The sequence below is a fragment of the Amycolatopsis sp. NPDC033938 genome (assembly GCF_055575975.1).
The window spans coordinates 18383-39853 of the sequence record NZ_JBVIRO010000018.1; the positions used below are offsets into that span (position 1 = coordinate 18383).

Annotated in this window: 14 protein-coding genes; 4 read left to right on the forward strand and 10 right to left on the reverse strand. The window is 69.0% G+C overall.

The genetic code is table 11. The annotated features are described in order from the left end of the window. Position 1 precedes the first annotated feature (1 nt). The gene (locus ACZ5ZX_RS32995; RefSeq protein WP_465505901.1) at positions 2-2572 is read right to left on the reverse strand and encodes an FtsX-like permease family protein; all 2571 of its coding nucleotides are present in this window, start codon (positions 2570-2572) and stop codon (positions 2-4) included. Positions 2573-2576: 4 nt separating this feature from the next. Then, a complete protein-coding gene (locus tag ACZ5ZX_RS33000) occupies positions 2577-3317 on the reverse strand; it encodes an ABC transporter ATP-binding protein (RefSeq protein WP_465505902.1) in 741 nt (246 codons plus the stop codon). Between the two features lie 181 nt (positions 3318-3498). On the opposite strand from ACZ5ZX_RS33000, the gene ACZ5ZX_RS33005 reads away from it, so the two are divergent. From ACZ5ZX_RS33005 to ACZ5ZX_RS33020, 4 genes are all read left to right on the forward strand, one after another. Then, positions 3499-6558 (forward strand): NACHT domain-containing protein, encoded by a 3060-nt coding sequence (locus ACZ5ZX_RS33005; protein WP_465505903.1) that lies wholly within the window; start codon positions 3499-3501, stop codon positions 6556-6558. Between the two features lie 61 nt (positions 6559-6619). Continuing rightward, on the forward strand, positions 6620-7819 hold the full coding sequence (locus ACZ5ZX_RS33010; RefSeq protein WP_465505904.1) for a sensor histidine kinase: 1200 nt from the start codon (positions 6620-6622) through the stop codon (positions 7817-7819). Continuing rightward, a complete protein-coding gene (locus ACZ5ZX_RS33015) occupies positions 7807-8454 on the forward strand; it encodes a response regulator (protein ID WP_465505905.1) in 648 nt (215 codons plus the stop codon). Before ACZ5ZX_RS33010 ends, ACZ5ZX_RS33015 begins: the two co-directional genes overlap by 13 nt. Positions 8455-9016: 562 nt before the next feature. Further along, a complete protein-coding gene (locus ACZ5ZX_RS33020) occupies positions 9017-9211 on the forward strand; it encodes a hypothetical protein (protein ID WP_465505906.1) in 195 nt (64 codons plus the stop codon). On the opposite strand, the gene ACZ5ZX_RS33025 is transcribed toward ACZ5ZX_RS33020, so the two are convergent. The 8 genes from ACZ5ZX_RS33025 to ACZ5ZX_RS33060 all read right to left on the reverse strand — a co-directional run bounded on the left by ACZ5ZX_RS33025 (position 9212) and on the right by ACZ5ZX_RS33060 (position 21317). Beyond that, on the reverse strand, positions 9212-12520 hold the full coding sequence (locus tag ACZ5ZX_RS33025) for a serine hydrolase (RefSeq protein ID WP_465505907.1): 3309 nt from the start codon (positions 12518-12520) through the stop codon (positions 9212-9214). Then, entirely contained in the window at positions 12517-13509 is a 993-nt protein-coding gene (locus ACZ5ZX_RS33030; RefSeq protein ID WP_465505908.1) for an ABC transporter ATP-binding protein, read from the reverse strand. Before ACZ5ZX_RS33030 ends, ACZ5ZX_RS33025 begins: the two co-directional genes overlap by 4 nt. After that, complete coding sequence (locus ACZ5ZX_RS33035; protein ID WP_465505909.1) at positions 13506-15410, reverse strand: dipeptide/oligopeptide/nickel ABC transporter permease/ATP-binding protein; 1905 nt, start codon at positions 15408-15410, stop codon at positions 13506-13508. The genes ACZ5ZX_RS33030 and ACZ5ZX_RS33035 overlap by 4 nt, the downstream gene beginning before the upstream one ends. Position 15411: 1 nt before the next feature. Continuing rightward, entirely contained in the window at positions 15412-16392 is a 981-nt protein-coding gene (locus ACZ5ZX_RS33040; protein WP_465505910.1) for an ABC transporter permease, read from the reverse strand. Further along, positions 16392-17990, reverse strand: a complete 1599-nt coding sequence (locus tag ACZ5ZX_RS33045) for an ABC transporter substrate-binding protein (protein WP_465505911.1) — start codon at positions 17988-17990, stop codon at positions 16392-16394. The genes ACZ5ZX_RS33040 and ACZ5ZX_RS33045 overlap by 1 nt, the downstream gene beginning before the upstream one ends. A 9-nt stretch (positions 17991-17999) precedes the next feature. Beyond that, positions 18000-18902 (reverse strand): serine hydrolase, encoded by a 903-nt coding sequence (locus ACZ5ZX_RS33050; protein ID WP_465505912.1) that lies wholly within the window; start codon positions 18900-18902, stop codon positions 18000-18002. Continuing rightward, entirely contained in the window at positions 18899-20284 is a 1386-nt protein-coding gene (locus ACZ5ZX_RS33055; RefSeq protein WP_465505913.1) for a serine hydrolase domain-containing protein, read from the reverse strand. The genes ACZ5ZX_RS33050 and ACZ5ZX_RS33055 overlap by 4 nt, the downstream gene beginning before the upstream one ends. A 121-nt stretch (positions 20285-20405) precedes the next feature. Continuing rightward, entirely contained in the window at positions 20406-21317 is a 912-nt protein-coding gene (locus ACZ5ZX_RS33060) for a serine hydrolase (RefSeq protein ID WP_465505914.1), read from the reverse strand. Positions 21318-21471 lie beyond the last annotated feature (154 nt).

Below are 21471 nucleotides of genomic sequence, written 5' to 3' on the forward strand. Positions count from 1 at the left end.
GCTACTCGCGGAGACCGATCGCCTCGATCGGCTTGGACCGCAGCGCCACCCGGGTGGACAGGCCGAGCGAGACCAGGCCGAGCAGGATCGCCCCGGCGATGACCCCGCCGAAGACGGCGATCGGTCCGGACGGCAACGGCGTCCCGCGCAGGCCGAGGTTCAACACGACGAGGGGAACCCCCGCCACCACCGTGCCGAGCACGGCCGCGACACCGACGGTCGCCAGCGCTTCGAAGCGCATCATCCGCACCACCTGGCGCTTCGTGGTACCGATGAGCCGCAGCAACGCGAACTCCCGCGAGCGCTGTGCCGTGCTCATCACCAGCGTGTTGGCCACCGAGATCACGACGTAGCCGAGGATCACGCCGACCGCGACCAGGTTGACGTAGAACTGGGCCTGCTCCTGGCCTCCGCCAGGCGCGGCGACCGACGATCCCGGAGCCACGGCCAGACCCGGGTAGCGGACCGCCAGGTCGCGCAGGGCGGCGTCGACGGTCGCGGGGTCGGCGCCGGGTTCGTCCCGCACCAGGACCGAATCGTCCATCCGGTCCCCGGTGTGTGCCCTGGCCAGGTCGGCGGGCAGCAGGTAGCGGCCGAACGCCTGGTCTCGGGTGTAGGTGGCGACCAGCCGCAGTTTCGCCGGAGCGCCGTCACCGAAGTAGAACTCGACCTCGTCGCCGATCTTCTTCTCGTACCAGTCTGCTTCCGATTCGCTCATCGCGACGGTGTTCCCGGTGAGGTCGGTGATCCGGCCCGACACCAGGCCAAGGTCGAGGTTGCCACGCACCTGACCGCCGTCCAGACCCTGTGCCGCGTACCGTTCGACCCGCACGCTGTCCTGCTCCTGGACGGTGTTCACCACCTCGGTCCGCACGACCGGGGTCGCCGCGGCCACACCGGGGATCCGCCGCGCCGCTTCGGCGACTTCCGGGGAGAGACCGCCGGTGGCGCTGGAGAGGACGTGGTCGGCGGTGGTCGACTCCACGGTCTGCTCCTGCCGGGCGGCCGCGGCCGTGGTCTGGCTGTAGAACATCGTCAGCGCGAACGAGACCGCCAGCATCACCGGGGTGACCGCGGCGGCCAGCCGCCGTGCGTTCGCCTGGCTGTTGGCGGCGGCCAGGTACCCGCTGATCCGGGAGGTCCGGACCAGCACCGGGGCGATCAGCCGCGTCATGAACGCGACCACCTTCGGGCCGAGAACGGCCAGCCCGATCACGATGATCAACGCCGAACTCGACGAGGCCGCCAGAGCCGGTTCACCACGCAGGAAGATCGGGATCAGCGCGCCGCCGAGGCCGGCCACCACCAGCGCGCCGCCGATGGCGGTGCGCACGCGGCCGAGTTCACGGCGTTCCACCGCGGCCTCGCCGAGTGCCTCCACCGGGCGGATCGACGAGGGGCGCCGCGACGCCGACCACGCGGCCAGCCGGGCCGTGCCCAGCCCGAGCGCCAGCGCGGCGATGAGCGGGAGCGGGCTGATCGCCAGCTCGAAGTCCGGCGGGATCACCCCGATGGCACCGAAGGCGTTCCGCAGTCCGTAACCCACCGCGACGCCGAGACCACTGCCCAGCACGCCCGCGATAGCCGCGACAAGCATCGTCTCGGCGCCGATGAGCTTGCGGATCTGCTGAGGGGTCGCCGCGATCGCCCGCAGCAGCGCGAACTCCCGGCGGCGCTGGTTGATGACCAGTGCCAGCGTGCTGGCGACGACGAACACCGCGATGAGGAGCGCGAAGCCGCCGAACGAGCCCGCCAGCGCCATCAACAGCATCCGGGTCTGGCTGACGTCGAGGAACTCGACCGTGCTGCGCTCGACCCCGGTCGCCACGGTCACCTTGTCGGTGCCCACCGCGTCGCGGATCTTCTCCGCCAGGTCGCCCGGTGAGACGCCCGGATCCGCGAGCACGCCGATCGCGTGGGCTTGCCCGGGGGTACCGGCGAGTTCGACGGCCTTCTCCTGGGAAAAGAACACCGCGGACTGCCGGGTGAGTCCGTTCCCCGATTTCGGGGCGGCGATCCCGGAGACCCGGAATTCCACCGGAGCCGAGCGGACCGCGATCTTCACCCGCTGACCGACGGTCACCCCGCTCCGGGACGCCAGGTCCGCGTCGAGGACGACCTCGTCGGTACCGGCAGGCGCCTGGCCGTCACGCAGCGAGAACGGCGCCAGCGCGGCGGCTTCCCAGTTGTGTCCGAGCGACTGGCCACCGTCCGGCCCGGTCAGCGCCCGGCCGTCGGCCGTGACGACGTTGGCCGGGAAGCTCTGCTCCGCGACCACGCCGCGCACCCCAGGCACCCCGGTGATCGCACCGGCCAACGAGACCGGCACCGAGGCCTGCTCGGCGACCTGCTGGGTTTCGAGCGCACCCGCACCCGGCGGGTCGACCGTCTGCTGACCGCCCACGACGACCGCCGCGTCGGCGTAGCGCTGCGTCGGAACCCCCGCCCGGAGACCCGATTCCATCAGCACGCCGCATCCGGCGACCAGCGCGGTCCCGCAGAGGATCGCGACGAACGCGCCGACGAACCCGCTCAAACGGGTCTTCATCGTCTGCCATGCCAAGTCCCACACGACGTCACCACTCCCCGAGGTGGGTCATGCGCTCGGCGACGCGTTCCGGCGTGGGCTGCTGAAGGTGACCGGCAAGCTTGCCATCGGCCAGGAACAGCACGCCGTGCGCGGCCGACGCCGCGACCGGATCGTGGGTGACCATCAGCACGGTCTGCCCCATACCGTCCACAATGGATCGGAGCAGGTCGAGGACCTGGCGCGCGGTGCGGGTGTCCAGTGCCCCGGTCGGCTCGTCGGCGAGGACGACCTCCGGCCGGGTGATCAGCGCGCGGGCGATCGCGACGCGCTGCTGCTGGCCGCCGGACAGTTCCGACGGGCGGTGTTCGAGCCGCTTCGCGATCCCGACACTTTCGACGATCTCCCGCAACCACTGCGGATCGGGCTTCCGCCCCGCCAGCCGCATCGGAAGCGTGATGTTCTGGAGCACGTTCAACGACGGCAACAGGTTGTAGGCCTGGAAAATGAACCCGATCCGGGTCCTCCGCAGCTCGGTGAGCGCTTTCTCCCGCATCTTGCTCAGTTCCGTGTCCCCCAGCAGCACCCGTCCCGAAGTCGGCCGGTCCAATCCGGCCGCGCAGTGCAGGAAGGTGCTTTTGCCCGAGCCCGACGGGCCCATCACCGCGGTGAACGTGCCTCTGCGCACGCCGACGGTCACCCCGTTCAAAGCCGTGACCGCGCCGTCACCGGAACCGTAGACCTTGGTCACGGATTCCAGCTCCAAGGCGCACGCGCCCCCTGAATTCATTGTTTCCCCTTAAGCGGTGGTGATCTCTCTCCACAGAACCTACGGTCGAGGAGGGCCGGGAACGATCCCGCGTGAGGGAAGACTCGTGGTAGCGCTGGCACCACCATGGTCCAAGCCCTCAGGGGCGGTCTAGAGTGGTCGCCTCGTTGAGGCGCAACTTGAATCCAGCAGAAGGACTGCCGTGGCGAAAGATCCGCCGTACACGTATCGGGGCGCACTGAAGATCCTCGGCCACGGCTCCGACTCACTCCTCAACGCGCTGGACACCGCTCTCGGCGGCTTCATCCTGAGCAGCGTCCTGACCCCGGTGGCCTGGGCGTTCAATCTGGTGGACCAGAAGAACGAGGCCTCGGGCCTGATCCGCAAGCTGGTCCAGGCCGGCGTCCGGCGGCTGGGGAAGGCCAAGGGCAAGGAACGCTACGAGCTCATCGACGCCGCCCACACGACGATCGTGGTGTCCGCCTTCTTCGACGTCGCGAGGCAGGCCGGAGTCAAGGTCTCCAAGGATCACTTGCGCTCGATGGGTCCCGCGTTCGATGCCGTCCTGGGGCTGCAGCACTGGAGCGGTTGCCTGCTGAGCGCCCCCCAGCTGACCGTCAACTATTTCGACCTCGGCGTCCTGCTCGGGCTGGACGAGCAGCGCCTCGCCGTGCTGTCGAACAAAGCGATCGCCCGGTACCGGGCCTACTTCGCCGACTTGGCGGCCGACGTGCCCGAGTTCTCCTTATGGGCCCACCTCGGCGGCTTGGCGGAGATCCGGGACACCGGCCAGGCCGTCCTCGCCGCCGTGAACGCCCAGTCGCAGGCGTTGAACCGCCTCAACGAGATCTTGCTGGCGCGCAGCGTCGAGCGTGACGACGCACCGACTCCCAGAGCGAAGCTCCTGGCCAAGAGCAATCAAGCCGTGCTGGCGAAGCCGATCACCCCTGATGGCGTCGGCGCGGTCAACCAGATCACCTTGCCCGCGGTCTGGCGCATCTACCAGGTCCCACGCTTCCGCACCGCCATCGCGACAGACGAAGCCCCCATGAACGACTATCGCTGGGAAAGTCTGGACGTCCGTGACGATCTCGACGGGTTCCTGGGGTCCTACCTGTTCTCTCCGCGCAGCGTCGAATACCCGCTATTGCTGCTCGGGCACCCGGGGGCGGGGAAATCCCTGTTCAGCAAGGTGCTCGCCGCTCGGTTGCCCGACGAGGACTTCATCGTCCTGCGCGTGGAGCTTCGGCAGGTCACTGCCGACGCCAGGGTCGCCGCCCAGATTCAGGAGGCACTGGACCTCGCCATCAACGACCGCGTCAAGTGGGGCGATCTGGTGGACGAGGCGCCCGACCGGACGCGGGTCGTCATCCTCGACGGCCTCGACGAGCTGCTGCAGGCATCGACCAACGAGCGCAAGGACTATCTGGAGCAGGTCGCGGAATTCCAGGCCGCCGAAGCCGACCTGGGCTATCCAGTGGTGGTGGTCGTGACCTCACGGACCGTGGTCGCCGACCGGGTGCGCGTCGCTCCCCGGACCACCGTGGTGAAACTCGAGGACTTCTCCGAGGAGCAGATGACCGCCTGGCTGGCGATCTGGCGAGGTCAGAACCTGCCCGCCATCACGTCCGGCCGGATGGGCGAACTGAAACCCGACGTGGCGATCGCACTGAGCGACCTGACCGCTCAACCACTGCTACTGCTCATGCTGGCCCTCTACTCGGCGGATCCGAAAGCGGAACCGCTGGAAGCGGGCACCTCCAGGGAGGTCTTCTACGAGCGGGTCCTCACCAGCTTCGTGCGCCGCGAACTCGCCAAGGCCCGGCGGGAGGTCACGCAGGACGCGGTCGACGAGGAGATGTGGCGCTTGGGCGTCGCCGCGTTCGCGATGTTCAACCGGGACCGCCAGAGCGTCCGAGACCACGACCTCGGCAAAGATATCCGCGTCCTCACCCAGATCTCCTCCGACCTGGAGCCGTATCGGCTCGGTCAGCGGATCATCGGGCGCTTCTTCTTCATCCACACCGACGAAGCGGACGGGCACCGCGATCAGGACGTCCGGCGGGCCTACGAGTTCCTGCACGCCACCTTCGGCGAGTACCTGGTCGCCCATCACACGATCCGGGTGCTGTGTGAGGTCGCTCGCACCCGCCGGTCGATGCCGGCGCGCAGGCGGTACGACGACGACCTGATCTTCGCGTTGCTCAGCCACCAAACCCTCGCCACCAGGGGGACCACCGTCAACTTCCTCACCTCGCTCTTTCGGAGGCTTCCCACGGAGGAGCGCGCCGACTGCGTCCGGGCGCTGGTTCACCTCGTCGGGGAGTACCGCGATCGGCAGGGCGGGACGGGTTTCGCGGACTATCGGCCCACCCCGGCCGACGGCCTCCGGGAGCTGGCCGCCTACTCGGCGAACCTGGTGCTGCTCCTGGCTCTGGTCGACGAAGACACGCCTTTCGTCACCCACACCGAGCGGATCGCGATGGTGCGCCTGTGGCGGGCCGGGTTGCCCGCACCCAGCTGGCACTCCTTGATCGAAGTGCTCGATTTCGACAGTGAGGGCACGCCGATCAAGCGCTCACCCGCCCTCCCGAGGTGGGCCGCCGAACTGGCGTACTACGACATGACCGACGACCAGAGCGGCTTGAGTGTTCACTCGAACGGATTGGCACTGCAGGGCCTGACCTTTGCCGGGCCGCGTCAGCCCAAGTTGATCAAGGTCACCACGCATCTGCTTTCAGCGGTCGCCAACAGCGATCTCGGCGGCGGGGTGCCCGGAGCACGGTTTCTCCGCGAAATCATTAGCGAGCGACAGCTCGACTTGTCCTCTGCCGTTGACCGTTTCCCGAACCGGCTGGACATCTATTACGCTGTGGTCCACTACCTGCAGAAGTGGCTGAGCAAGTTGGACTACGACGTGGTCCATCAGTTGATCTTGCTGGCACTCCGCTCGTCCGGCCCGGCGTACCTCGACGACTTCGCCTGCGCGGTCGCCGCCTTCCCTCAATTACTCGTCGAAATCCCCCCTTTGAGCGACGCGTCCAGATACCACCGGCCTTGGGTACCCGTCGTCCTGCTCGCGGGAGAGGAGGCCCAGAACGAGGAGGGCCGGGCACTCCTGCGGTCGCTGCGTCAGCGAGTGGCGAGCGATGTCACGGCCACGGATCCGCGGTACCAGGCGATGGCGGGCATCCGATGGTTGGCCGGGATCTCCTTCGGCGCCGAGGAGGACGACACGAGCGACAACCGCGCCGCGGACTGAATCACTTCGCTGCGGGTACCGGTGGCACCGCCGTCCCTTGCCGGATGCGAGACTTGCCGACGTGATCACCCGGCTGCGGTCCTGTTGGTCCGCGATCCGGTTCCTGGCCATCGGCGCGGCCACTTCGATGCTCTCCTGGTTCGTCCTCGTCGGCATGCTGTTCGTGCTGCTGATGTGCCCGTTCGGGGTCGGGATCCCGGCGGTGCCGCACGCGCTCAAGCTGATCAGGTATCCGGTCAACTTCGAACGCCGTCGCGCCGCCCGCCTGCTGGACGAGCCGATCCCGGAGCCGTACCGCCCTGGGAACCCGGTGACCGATCCGGCGTCGCGGCGGGATCTGACGTGGCTCGTCTTCCACGCCGCCACCGGCTTCATCATCGGGATCTTCGCCATCGCTTTCCCGCTCGCTGGGCTCAAGCAGGTCATCGCGGCGTTCGTCTGGCCGACCGTGCCCGGCGGGATCGAAAGTTCACTCGGCTTCGTGGTGACGTCCTGGCCGCTCGCGGCACTCGGCGCGGTCACCGGCGTAGGCATGATCGCGCTGATGTTCCTGTACCCCAGGCTGGCGCGGTGGCAGGCCGTCATCGCCCGGAAGCTGCTCGCGCCCGCGCCCGGGGTCGTGCTGACCGACCGCGTCGTCGAACTGGCCGCGTCCCGGGCCGCCGCGCTGGAGGCACACGGTGCCGAACTCCGCCGTCTCGAACGCGATCTGCACGACGGGACGCAGGCGAGGATCGCCGCCGTGGTACTGCAACTGGGGATCGCCGACTCGCTCTTCGAGAAGAACCCGGAAAAGGCACGGGAGCTGCTGGGCAAGGCGCAGGACACGGCGACCGGCGCGCTGGCCGAACTGCGGACCGTCGTGCGGAGCATCTATCCGCCCCTGCTGACCGACCGGGGTCTCGACGGCGCCGTCACCGCGCTCGCCGACCGCTGCCCCGTTCCGTGCACTGTGGACGTCCGCAGCGCCGGCCGTCGTCCCGCCGCCGTCGAGGCCGCCGCCTACTTCGTCGTCGCCGAAATGCTGACCAACATCACCAAGCATTCCGGCGCCGAGCACGCCTGGATCACCCTCGACGGTACCGCCGACACCCTGCTCATCGAAATCCGCGACGACGGCCACGGCGGTGCCGACGAATCCGGCGGCAGCGGCCTGTCCGGGATCCGCAAACGCGCCGAAGCCTTCGACGGGACCGTGAAGTTGTCCAGCCCGGCCGGTGGGCCGACCGTAGTGAAAGTGGAGTTGCCATGCGGGTCGTGATCGTCGAGGACGACGCGCTGCTGCGCGAAGGCCTGGTCCTGCTGCTGAACACCTCGGGCATCGACGTCATCGCGGCGATGGACGATGTGGACGAGTTCCTCGAACTGGTCGCCGAGGACCGGCCCGACGCGGTGATCACCGATGTCCGGCTACCGCCGACGCATACCGACGAGGGCCTCCGGGCCGCCGTCAAGGCGCGGAAGATGCACCCGGGGCTGCCCGTGCTGGTGCTGTCCGCCCACGTCGAAACCGGTTACGCGGCCGAACTTCTCGCCGACGGCAAGGGCGCCGTCGGGTACCTGCTGAAGGAGCGGGTCGGCAAGGTCGAGAAGTTCCTCGACGCGCTGGACCGGGTCGTCAAGGGCGGCACGGCCATGGACCCCGAGGTGATCACCCAGCTGATGGCGCATCGCCGCGCGACCGACCCGCTCGAAGCGCTGACCGCACGGGAGCGCGAGGTGCTCGGGCTGATGGCCGAGGGGTACAACAACACGACCATCGCCGAGCTTCTGGTGGTGAGCGACGGGGCGGTGCACAAGCACATCCGGAACATCTTCGCGAAGCTCGGGTTGCCGGAGGACAGCGGGCATCGGCGGGTGCTGGCTGTGCTGGCCTACTTGAGCGGGAAGAACTGATCGCGTTTAGTTCTCTGGATGCGGTTGGGCCAGGGGTGGCGTGCCGACGCTGGAGGCAGACGAGTCCACAAGGGACACTTCGCGAGGTTTTGGTGCCCAATTCAGGGAATTTGCGCGATTTCACGAAGGCGTCGTGAATGATTTGTGTCGTTCTGGCCAAGGGTGTTTAGGCGCCTACGGTGGGTGGGTCCGGTAGGGGCCGTCAAGATTCTCAACAGCACCACCTGTCACAGCGGCTGCGCGTGAAGGCCCCCTTCCCTCGGCTCAGCCGAGGGAAGGGGGCCGTCACGCGCAAAAGTGTCGGTTCGACGAGAGCGCGAGTTGTTGCTCAGGGTGAGGCAGGGTGTCGTGTCCGGGCGCGGCGTACCGGCGACCGGTCCCGTCGGTGGACGGTGTCTTTCACTGTGTGGATTTTGATGCGTTAGATGAAACAAAATCCACACAGTGGCCGGGGCCCATCGTTGCGAAAGGGCTATCGGCCGCGGAGGTAGCGCCAGCACCACCCCGAGGACGGGGGTCACTCCCCTGTCCCGCCACCGCGCCGATCTCTAACGTCTTTCTCATGAACGACACCAAAAACGCAAGCGGCGTACTGGTCACCACCTCCCTCTGGCTCGTCCTCCTCGGCAGTGCGGGCGCCAACGCGATCGGCCAGTTCGCGGGGATGGACTACACCCTCCGGATGATCGCGGGCGCCGTCGCGATCATCTGCATCGTGCTCTTGATCGTCCGCGCCGTCTCGCGACGCAAGGCGTGACTAAGAAACCTTCGGCGTCGCGCGTACGCCGTAGTGCATGTACGGCTCACCGGTCGGCAACGTGTAGAAGGTGACCGGCATCCACGTCCGCGCGCCCGGCTCACGGCAGACGAAAAGCGAGTCCGTCACCGGGACCAGGTCGAACTCCATCGTCTTCTCCGGCATGAGTTCGGCCAGCGGTCCCGTGGCGGTCTGCCGAAGCCGGATCCCGTCTCCCTCGGCAAGGACCTCCATCAGCACCCCGGCCCGCTCGTAGACACCGACGTGCCTCGAAGCGTCGACGGTGACCGGTGTCGCGGGCGGCTCGATCGGCCGCGGCATCGCCACGTCCGCCAGTTCGGCGAAGATCTCCCGGTACAGCTCCACGTACAGGTCGCGGGTGTTGCCGCCGTTGGTGAGCAGGGTGACCGCGAGCCCTTGGTCGGGCAGCAGCCGCAGGAACGCCGACTGCCCGATCGTGTTGCCGTCGTGGCCGATGACCCGCCGTCCGCTCCATTCGTCACGGATCCAGCCGAGTCCCCAGGAGTCACCGAGTGAGTGCTTGTCGGGGAGGTCGGCCTGCTTCTCGGCCATGGCGGTGGCGGACGCCGTCGTCAGGATGCGCTCCCCCGACGGGGTGAGGCCGCCGGTCAGGTGCAGCCGGGCGAACCGGAGCACGTCCTTGGTCGTGGCGGTGATCAGCCCGGCGGGGCCCATGTTCCGGGGCAGGCCCCAGATGGGCGCGGGCTTCGGTTCTTCATCTCCCTCGGCGACATGACCGACGGCCGCGCGGAACATCAGTGCTTCCTCGGGGAGGGTCACGGTGTGCGTGAGGCCGAGCGGAGCGAACAGTTTCTCCCGCATCGCGGCGTCCCAGGTCAGCCCGGTGAGTTTTTCGATCACCCTGCCCATGAGCACGAAACCCGAATTGCAGTAGGAGAAGGTCGCTCCGAGCGGATGGTTCTGCCCGGCCTGGTCGAGGATTTCGACGTAGCGTTCGAGGCAGTCGTCCCCGCGGCCGGTGTCGGTGAAGACGTCGCCGTCGATCCCGCTGGTGTGGGTCAGCAGATGCCGCATGGTCACCTGCTTCGCGACGTCCGGATCGGCCAGCCGCAGTTCGGGGACGACGTCGGAGATCGGCGCGTCCAGGTCGAGGAGGCCGTCGTCGACCAGTTGCATCACCACGGTCGCGGTCCACACCTTCGACACCGAGCCGATCTGGAACACCGAGTCCTCGGTGACCTCGACCCCGGTCGCCGTGTTCAACACGCCATAGGTGACGTGGGCCTCCGCGTCATCGCCGATCCGCGTGATGCCCAGGGCCGCACCGGGGACGCGGTACTTGCGCGCCAGTTCGGCAAGGCGCCGCCGCCAGTGCGCCGCGTCGACCGGTACCCGCGACACCCCGTTCGCCGGCGCCGCGTACTGCTCGACCCACTCGAAGACACGGCGGTTGAAATCGAGGCGGTGTGAGGGCGGACCGTCGAGGATGAACAGGTGCGAACCACCGGGGTACAGCACCAGCCGGGACGGGACGCCGCGCGCACGCAGGGCGCCGAACCACTGCTCGGCCTGACCGACCGGGCACCGCTCGTCCTCCGCGCCCTGGATGAGCAGCGTCGGCGTCCGGACCGCCGTGACCTGGTCGAAAGGTGAGAGCTGTGCGTAGTTCTTGCCCCCGAGTTCACGGACGGCCAGGTAGTGCCCGGCGTCGGACGTCCCCTCCATGCTGGTCAGGTCGCTGACCACGCCACCGGCGACGGCGGCGACGAAGCGATGGTCGCGGCTGGTCAGGTAGCAGGTCATGAACCCGCCGTAGCTGTAACCCGCGACGGCCAGCCGGTCCGCGTCGGCGATCCCCTCGGCGACCAGCTGGTCCAGCGGTTCGAGGAAATCGCGGGAGTCGGCGAGACCCCATTCCCCGACGGCGCCCGTGTAGAAATCCTCGCCGTAGCCGTCGCTGCCTCGCGGGTTGAGCAGCAGCACCGCCCAGCCTCGTGCGGCGAGCGCCTGGTGGTAGAGGTGGATCGCATCGGCGGCGCCGTTCCAGGCGTTGTGCGGTCCGCCGTGGATGTCGAGCAGCAGGGGTGCGGCGCCGGTGCTGTCCGGGTCGCGCAGCAGCCAGCCGTGGACGACGGTGCCATCGCCGATGGTGAATTCCCGTTCCTCGTGGCGGAAGAACTCGACGTCGTCGACCGAGGCGCCGTGCCGGGTACGTACGTCGACGGCGCCGGTGGCCGGGTCGACGACCGCGATCTCGCCGAACGAGGTGTTCGTGGCGAGGACGACCACCACCCGGCCGCCCGCACTGTCCATTCCGGACACGACGCGATCGGCGCCCGCGAGGACGGCGCGCGGGGTTCCGCCCTCTGTGTCCACTTCGTACAGATGGGTGCAGCCGCGGTCGCGGACACCGAACAGCACCGAGCCGCCGTCCGCGGTCAGCTTCGGGAACGCGCCCGGATAGCCGGCACCACCGGCCATCACGTTGCGGTCGAGGGAGGCGGTCAGTTCGACCGGGTCCCCGCCGTCGAGCGGCACCCGCAGCAGTCCGAGGTGGCCCACTTCGGTGTCCCGCCTGCCGACCACCAGGAGCGCGCGGCCGTCGGCGGTCCAGGTGACCGGACCCGCCATGCCGTCACCGGAACCGATCAGCCGCGGCTCGGAAGTCTTCAGGGTGACGTCGAGAACGTAGGCCCCGGATCGGAAGGTCAGGTCCGCGTCGGCGTCGCGTCCGGCGGAGAACGCCAGCTGAGTGCCATCGGGTGACCAGGTCGGGTCACCGGCGTGCCAATCGCCGAAGGTGACCTGCCGGACTTCTTTCGTGGCGACGTCGAGGATGTGCAGATGTTTGCGGATGGTCTTGATCAGCCCGGCACCGTCGGCCTTGAAGTCCAGCCGTTCCGCCACCACCGGGGCGTTCGACGCGGGTTCACCACTCGCGAGATCGACCGCCGCCGAGAACGCGATCTTGCCGCCGTCCGGGCTCCACACCGGAGCACCGGCGCCGAGCGGGAGTTCGGTGATCCGCTCGGCCTCCCCGCCCGACGACGGCAGGAACCACACCTGCGGCGGACCGTCCTGTGCCCGCAGGAACGCGATCCGCGTGCCGTCCGGCGCCCAGGCCGGTGCGACGTCGGTGGTTCCGCGGGTGAGCTGCCGGGCTTCCCCTGTGGTGGCGCCGACCTCCCAGAGCCTGTCCACGTTCCGGTCCTCGTCACGGTCCGCGGTGCGAACGACGTACACGATCCGATCGCCGTCCGGCGACAGCGAAGGCTGACTCGGGGCGGCGATTTCGTACAGGTCGTCGAGTTCGAGACGTCGGGTCATGATGCGCTGGCTCCTCGGGAGATCGCGGGCTGGTGGCTCTCGGTTTCGCTGAAGTGGCAGGCCGCCGAATGACGTCGGTGTGCCGCGTCGTCGGCGGGATCCCGCTGAAGGCAGAGCTCGCGGTCGGCGCGCACGAGCGGCCCGACGGGGCATCGCGTGTGGTAGCGGCAGCCGCTCGGCGGGTGGTGCGGGTCGGCGGGTTCGACGTCGGCGGTCGCCGCGTCCGTCCCGGTGTCGAACAGGGAGGTGTGCGCGGACGGCGCCGCGGCGAGCAGGTCACGGGTGTAGGGATGCTGGGGATCGGTGAGCACCTGTTCCGCCGGACCCGCTTCGACGATGCGGCCGAGGTACATCACGGCGACGATGTCGCTGAGATAGCGCACGACGGCGAGGTTGTGGGAGATGAACAGCATCGACAGGCCGAGCCGTCGCTGCACCTCCCGCACGAGGTTGAGCACCGCGCCCTGCACCGAGACGTCGAGCGCGGAGGTGATCTCGTCCGCGATCAGTACCTCCGGACGTCCGGCCAGCGCGCGGGCGAGCGCCACGCGTTGCCGTTGCCCGCCGGAAAGCTGCCCCGGCAGGTGCCCGGCGCGGTCCGGATCGAGGTTGACCAGTTCCAGCAGCCGGGCGACCTCTTCGCGGCGCGCGGCGCGCCCGGAAAGGACATCGCGCGGGATCGCTTCGGTGATCGATTCCCCGATACTCATCCGAGGGTCCAAAGAGGAATACGGGTCCTGGAACACCATCTGCAGCGGGCGGCGGCGGGGCAGCTTCCGGACGTCGACTCCGCCGAGCAGGACCCGCCCGGAGCTGATCGGCGAGAGCCCGACGGCGGCACGGGCCAGTGTCGATTTCCCGGAACCCGATTCGCCGACGAGCCCGACGACCTGTCCGGAAGGGACGGTCAGCCCGACGTGGTCGACAGCGGTGAGACCGCGTCTCCCGCCGTACCGAACGCTCACCGCGTCGAAGACGAGGTCGCTCATTCCGCACCTCCGGCGGTCACGGTTTCCTTTGTGGGCTGGGAAAACGACCTCTCGTGCGGATGCCAGCAGGCGACGCGGTGCTCAGGTGTCATCAGTTCCAGTACCGGGTCTTCGACGCGGCACCGGTCGGTCACCGCGGGACATCGGTCGGCGAACGCGCAGCCGGTGGGCACGCGATCCGGTTCCGGCGGACGGCCGGGGATCACCGCGAGCGGCGCGTCGCGATCGGTCTCGAGGTCCAGCGACGCGGCCAGCAGGGCCCGCGTGTAGGGATGCCGCGGTGTGCCCGCCGACGGCAGATCCTCCACGACCCGGCCGGCGTACATGACCAGCATGCGTTCGCAGGTCTGGGAAACGACCGCGATGTCGTGGCTGATCAGGATGATCGCGGTGTTCCGTTCGGCCCTGGTCCGCGCCAGCAGCCGCAGGAGCTGCCGTTGCACGGTGACGTCCAGCGCCGTGGTCGGTTCGTCGGCGATGATCAGCCGCGGGTCGCCCATCAGGCCCATGCCGATCATCGCGCGCTGCCGCATCCCGCCGGAGAACTCGTGCGGATACTGCCGGGCGCGCCGTTCGGCCGCCGGGATCCGCACCGCGCGCAGCCGGTCCACGGCCCGCGCGAACGCCTTGGCACGCGGCAGCCCCTGGTGCTGTTCGGCCACCTCGGCCAGTTGACGGCCGATCCGCCTGGTCGGGTTGAACGACGTCATCGGGTCCTGGAACACCATCGCCAGCGAAGTACCGAGCAGACCGCGCAGCTCCCGTTCCGGTGTCGTCAGCACTGGTTTCCCGGCGAAGTCGAGCCGGTCCGCGGTGACCACGGCCGGTGCTTCGACCAGCCGTGACACCGCGAGGCCGGTCAGGCTCTTCCCCGAGCCCGACTCGCCGACGACGCCGATCGCCTCGCCCGCCCGGACGCTGAAGCTCACTCCGCGCACCGGCACGGTCCAGCCCGCCGGACGCGGGAAGGCCACCTGAAGGTTCTCCACCACCAGGACGGCGTCGTCCCGGTCGTCGGCGGCTTCCTCCCTGGCGGGAATGACCGGCCGCGGTGGGAGCTTGCGCGACCCGGTCCGGACGCCGATCACCCCGGCGACGGTCTCCCCCACCAGGTTGAACGCGAGCCCGGCCAGTACCACCGCCACCCCCGGCGCGAGCGCGGCCGCCGGATTGACGTAGATCCCGTTGAGTCCTTCACCGAGCAGCCGTCCCCAGTCGTATTCCGGTGCCTGCACCCCGATCCCGAGGAACGACAGCCCGGAGAACGCCAGCAGCGAGGAGCCTGCGCCGATGGTCGCGTTCACCACCAGCGGTTCGCCGATATTGGGCAGGATGTGCCGGACCAGCAGCCGGATCCGGCCGACCCCGCAGATCCGCGCGGCGGACACGAAGTCCTGGCCGGCCACGGACGCCGACAACGTCTGTGCCAGCCGGGCGAACGCCGGTGCCAGCGCGAAACCGACCGCCAGCACCGCGCCGTGCGTCCCTACACCGAAGATGACCGAGAAGAACAGCACCAGCAGCAGCCCGGGGAACGCGACCGCGATGTTCACCGCCGCGGTGACCAGCCGGGCGGCGGGCCGCGGCAGCAACGAGGGCAGCGTGCCGAGGACGAGCCCCGTGACCACCCCGATCACCGTCGCGAGCACCGCCAGGAGCACCGAGAGCCGGGTCGCCACCAGCACCCGGAAAAGGATGTCGCGACCGAGATCGTCGGTGCCCAGCCAATGTTCCGCCGACGGCCCTTGTCCGATCGCGTTGGTGTCGATCTCGAAGGCCTTGCCGTGCCACAGGATCGGGGCCAGCACCGCGAGGGCGAGCACCAGGACCAGCAGGGCCGCCGCGAACGCGCCCACCGGCGTGCGCAGGGCCGCGACCCATTTCGCGCGTCGATTCACCATCTCAGCTCTCCCGGATCGTCGAACGCGGATCGAGGACGGCGAGCAGCACGTCCACCGTCAGATTCACCAGCAGCACCCCGATGCCGTAGACCAGCACGATCCCCTGCACCAGCGGATAGTCCTTCTGCAGGATCGACTGCGCGATGGTCGAGCCGAGACCGGGCCAGGCGAACACGTTCTCCACCAGCACCGTCCCGGCGACCATCCCGGTCAGCATCAGCCCGCCCATGGTCAGCGTCGCGGTCAGCGCGTTCGGCAGCGCGTGCCGGAGGTAGACCAGCCGCGCAGGCAACCGTTTCGCCCGTGCGGTGCGGATGAAGTCGTTGCCCAGCACGGAAAGCGTCTCCACCCGGACGATGCGGGCGAGGACCGAGGCCGGGCCGAGCGCCAGCGCGATGACCGGGAGCACGAGCGAACCGGCACCTTCGCTCCCGGCCACCGGGAACCAGCCGAGCCGGACCGCGAAGAACGCGACCAGCGCGACCGCCACCAGGAATTCGGGAATGGCCGCCAGCAGCACGGTCGTCGAAGTGAAGGCCAGCTCACCGCCCCGACGGCGGCCACCGCGGGTCAGCACGGCGAACAGCACGCCCAGCGGGATCGCCACGGCGATGACCACCGCGAAGGCGGGCAACGCCAGCTGCAGGGTGGCAGGCAGCCGGTCCCCGATCACCTCGGCGACCGGCTGCCCGCTCGTCATCGACGTCCCGAAGTCGCCGGTGAACAGTCCGCCGAAGTAGTGGACGTACTGCAGCCACAGCGGATCGTCGAGGCCGAGGGCCGCCCGGCGCGCGTTCACCAGTTCGACCGGCGCGGTCAGGCCGAGCGCCGCCCGGACCGGATCGCCGGGGATCAGCTGGATCATCAGGAACGCCGTGGTGACCAAGACCCACAGCGAAACCGCGAACCGGCCGAGCCGACGGACCGCGAACGAGACCCAGGGACCGCCGCGCAGCCCCGTCGGGGCGAGCACGGCCGTCATCAGCTGTACATCCGGATGGACGACGGCTCGATCGAACCGAAGTTGATCACGAACCGCGCGTTGCTCCCGAAGGTCGGGATGACCGAGTTGACGTACGGCACCACGTCCAGCCGCTCGATGAGCGCCGACTCCGCGGCCAGCCAGGTCGCGCAGCCGGAATCGCCCGCCATCTGTGCCGCCTGGGCGGCCTGTGCCGTGTAGCGCTCGTTCTCGATATGCGCGAAGTTCGTGCCGGCGGGCGGTTTCGGTCCGGAGACGAACGTGACGGCCTGGCTCGGCAGCAGCAGCGTGACCGGGGCCAGCGAGATGTCCCAGTCCCCGGTGCCGAAGAGCGCCTGGCTGGTACCGGGGCTGTCGAGGCCCTTGAGCGTGATCTCCGCGCCGATCGCCTTCCAGGACTGCTGCATCAGTTCGGCGGAAGGTGCCATCGTCGGGCCCACCTGGGTGCCGTAGATGGTGGTGAGCGCGAGCCGTTTGCCGTCCTTGACCCGGACGCCGTCCGCGCCCGGCGTCCAGCCCGCCTTGTCGAGGGCGGCCTTGGCGGCGGCGACGTCGAACGCCGGCAGCTTGCCCGCCACCGAATCACCGGCGCACGGCCTGGGTTCGGTGGTGACCATTCCCTGGCTGGGCGCCCCGGAGCCGCTGGTGAGCACTTTGCCGATCTGGGCGAGGTCGAGGGCCTGGACCAAAGCGCGGCGGACGGCCTGATCGGCACCCGCCCGGCCCGGCGCCTGGTTGAAGAAGATCTCGCCCATCGGCACGACCTGGTCGGAGTGGAAGAGCTTCTGTGCCCGCAGCCGTTGCTGGTCCTGGCCGGTGATCCGGGAGCCGTTGAGCTCGCCGGACAGCAACAGGTTCGCCGCGGTCGTGGTGTTCGGGATGACCCGGTAGACCACCTTCTCCGGCAGGCCCGGCTGCTCGCGCTGCCACTCCCCCGGTCCCCACGCGTAGTCCTTGCGGCGGGTCAGGGTGTAGTGATCGTTCGGCACGGCCTCGGTCATCGTGAACATGCCGGTGCCGTAGCGGCCTTTGGCCAGCCCGGCCCGGTCGGTCACGCCCTTGCCACAGACGATCGGCAGACCGCCGATGTTGCGGAGCAGGAACGCGTCCGGCGCCCCGCTCGCGAGCGTGATCGTCCGCGCGGCGTCGTCCGCGGTCGCCTTGGTCCCCGGTGCGACCGCCAGCCCGGACATCGGGGACTTGTTGGCGGGATCGCCGATGAAGTTGATGTTCGCGGCGACGTCGCTCGCGGTCAGCGGGGCGCCGTCGTCGCAGGTGATGCCGTTCCGCAGGGTGAAGGAGGCCGTGGTCGTGGTGGCGTCCCACTTCTCGGCGAGGCCCGCGATCGGTTTGCCCGTCTCGTCGAGATTGATCAGGCTGTCGTAAAGGAAACGGCCCATTTCGAGGGCGACCGCGAGCACCGTCATCGCCGGGTCGAGCGCTCCCGGATCGGTGCCGATCGCCATGGTGAAGGTCTTGCCGTCGGTCAGTTTCTGATTCGCGGTCCGGTCCTGTCCGGATTGCGACGTCCCCCCGCACGCGCTCACGGTCAAGGCCACCACGCTCACGATCGCGGCGGTGAGCCGGGCTTTCTTCATGGGGTTCTCCTACTGGGTCACGGACTGCGCGCGAAGGTGTTCGACGGCGAGGCGGGCGGCCTCGCCGATGGCGGAATCGACCGCGGGCAGGCGGTCGGCGAGGGAATCGGCGCGGGTGAACACCGCGACGGCGAAACGGCGACCGTCCACATGGGTCACCACCCCCGCTTCGTTACGGACCGAGGGCAGCGTGCCGGTCTTCGCCGCGATCGCCACTTCCCCGGGGAAGCCGGACGAGATCCGGTGCGGCCAGATCTGCTGGGCCATGATCGTCCGCACCCGTTCGCAGGCGGCCGGGTCGCCCGCTCGGTCGGTCCAGATGGCGTCGAGCAGCGTGGTGATCTCACGCGGGGTCGACGACGTCGTGCGTTCCGGGTCGACCACCGCGAGCTTCCACTGCTGTTCCTCGGTGGCCGCGGCGAAGACGACTTCCAGATCGTCGTCCGGTTTCGCGCCGAGGCCGGCGATCACCGAGGCGAACAGGTCCTCGCAGCAGCCGATCAAGCGGGTCCTGACCAGGCCGAGGTCGGCGAGCACCTGGTCGATCTTGTCCTGGCCGAGCCGGTGGTAGATCAGGTCGGTCGCGGCGTTGTCGCTCATGGTCAGCATGAAATGCGCCAGGTCGCGCCAGCTCATCTCGACGTCGTCGGCGCAGCCGGCGGTCCCGACCCCGCCGATCCGGTACCGCGCGGTGACGCGGGTCCGCTCGGTCTCGTCGAGCTTGCCCGCGGCGACCTCGCGGGCGAAGGCGACCGCCACCGGGATCTTGAACACCGAGGCCAGCACGACCGGATCGTCCGCACCGACGCCGACCTCGGGGCCGCCCGCGACGCCGACCTCACGCGCGTGCACGAAACCGCGGGCACCCGCGTTCGCGAAGACGGCCTCGATCTCGGCGCCGATTCCGGTCATCGGCTCACCCGCCGGTCGGCGCGTCCTGTGTGGACGAACAGCGCCCGGCCGTTGCCGTCGTCACCGACGAAGGCGTGCGGCATGTGCAGGCCCAGCTGTCCGCTTTCCGCGACGAGGGTGTCACCCCGGTAGCCGAGCAGCCTGTTCTTCTCCGGCTTGCCGAGATCGGCGAACGCCCCCTTTGGCGTGCGTTCCAGCCACAGGCCACCATCCTCGTCCTGGCTGACCACGATGTCCGCCACCTGGGAGGAGTACTCGCCCACGTACCGGGAAGGGTCGGCGGGCGCCTCGGCGGCGTTGGGTTCGGGCAACGGCGGGACTTCGACCCCGGCCAGGTCTCCGAGAACCTTCCGGAAGATGTCGAGGTAGAGGTGCAGCGGCTGGCCGCCATTGGTCAACAGCGCGACCGCGACGTTGCTGCCCGGCACCACGCGGAGGAACGCCGACTGGCCGATGGTGCCGCCGTCGTGGCCGATCACCGGGCCGCCGTCCCAGTCGAAGATCATCCAGCCGAGTCCCCACGCCCCGCCCATCAAGCCGAGGTAGGGCAGTTCGACCTGCCGCTCCCACATGGCGCGGGCCGTTTCTGGCTTGAGCACCTGGGTCCCGTCGTCGGCCCGGCCCTCGTTCAGGTGCATGCGCACGAAGGTGAGCAGGTCACGCGGGCGCATCGCGAGGTGCGAGCCGGCGGGGATGTTCGAACGGGTCAACGCCCAGACGGGCGCCGCGACCGGCTCGTCGTCCGGCGTCGCCTGGACGTGGCCGATCGCGGCGCGGTAGCGGATCGCGTCATAGGGCCCGGCCGCCGCGTGGGTCAGGCCCAGCGGGGTGAACAGATGGTCGCGCAGGCACTCGTCGTAGGACTTGCCACGCAGGACCTCGATGATCCTGCCGAGCACGCAGTACCCGGCGTTGTTGTAGGAGAACATCTCTCCGGGGCCGAACAGCTGAGGCACGTCGGACAACGTCGCCACGAGCTTCGCCACGCAGTCGTCACCCTGACCGGTGTCGGTGAAGATGTCTCCTTCGAAGCCCGAGGTGTGACAGGTCAGCTGCCGCACGGTGATCCTCGACGCGGCGTCTTCGTCGGAGAGGACGAACTCGGGAAGGTAGGAGCGCACCGGCTCGTCGAGGTCCAGCCGCCCCTCGTCGACGAGCTGCATCGCGAGGGTGGTAGTCCACACCTTGGTGATCGAGCCGATCTGGAAGACGGAGTCCACAGTGGACTCGACGCCGGTGTTCTTGTTCAGCACCCCGGCCGCGTGGTCGACGACCTCACCGTTGGCGAAGACCGCGATCGCCGCACCGGGTACCTGGTGTTCGGCCAGCAGGGCCGGAAGGTTCTGTTCGAGCCAGACATCGATTTCGGAAAGTTTCGACATGGGCGTCCTCGTCCGTGGAAAGGTGGGGTCCGGCGGTTCCCGGAATGCTAGGACGGTGACGGGCGTCACCGGTTCGTGCGGAACGACGAGAGCGGCGGGAAAATTCATCCGCGCCGACGAATCATTCGCTTCCGCTCCCCGGAAGCCTGAGCCATTCGACCGCCCGCGCCGCGGCGAAACCGATGAACGCGTCGCGTTCCGGCACTCGCGACCGCCCGTCGACGGCGTCGGTGAAAATCCCTACCGCGTAACGGCCCCCATCCGGGTACTCGACAACACCGACTTCGTTACGCACCGACGGCAGGGTCCCGGTCTTGCCGCTCACGCGGATCCCGTCGTCCGGGAACCCGGATCGCAGCCGGTGCGGCCACACCTGGAGTTCCAGCCAGCGCCGGACGTCCGCGCACGCGGTGGGCGACGCCGCCTCGTCACGCCAGATCAGCGCGAGCAGCCGGGTGATCTCCTCGGCGGTCGTGGCGCAGGTGTGCGCCGGTTGCAGCGCGCGCAACGCGGTGAGCTTCTCCATCGGAAGCTCCGCCAGCAGCCTTTCGTCGTCTTCGTAGGAGATTCCAAGGTCCTCACCGATACTGCCGAGGGTTTCACCGCAGTCCTGCGACACGGTGGTGTACTCGAAACCGAGTCGCCGCAAGGTTTCCCCGGTCGCTTCTTTCCCGACGCGGTCGAGAATCAGGTCCGTGGCGACGTTGTCACTGATCCCGATCATCAGGATCGCGAGATCGTGCCAGGACATCGTCACCTCGTGCCGGAACGTCGCCAGGCCGTACGGGCTCGGCGTGGGATGCCCGGGGGCGACGGTGATCCGCTCACCGAGGTCGAGTTCGCCTTCGGCGGCCTGCCTGGCCAGCTCCAGCGCGACCGGCACCTTGAACACCGACGCCGTGACGACCGGGGTGTCCGCATCGATGCCGATCCGCCGCGTGCCGTCGATCTCGGCCGCGTGCAACCGGACGCGGACACCCACCTCCTTGGCGCGGTCGTTGATCGTTTCGATGACTTCGGACGCGGTGGGCATGGCGCTCCTGTCTGAGGATGGAGGGAGGGCGTAGGTGAGGGGTGGGCCGGGTTGATCGTGAGTGGCGATTCGGGTTAGAACCCGACACGCCACTCACGAACACCTGTACCCAAAAAATTTAAAAATTGGACTAGTGGCGGAGAAGGGTCACAGC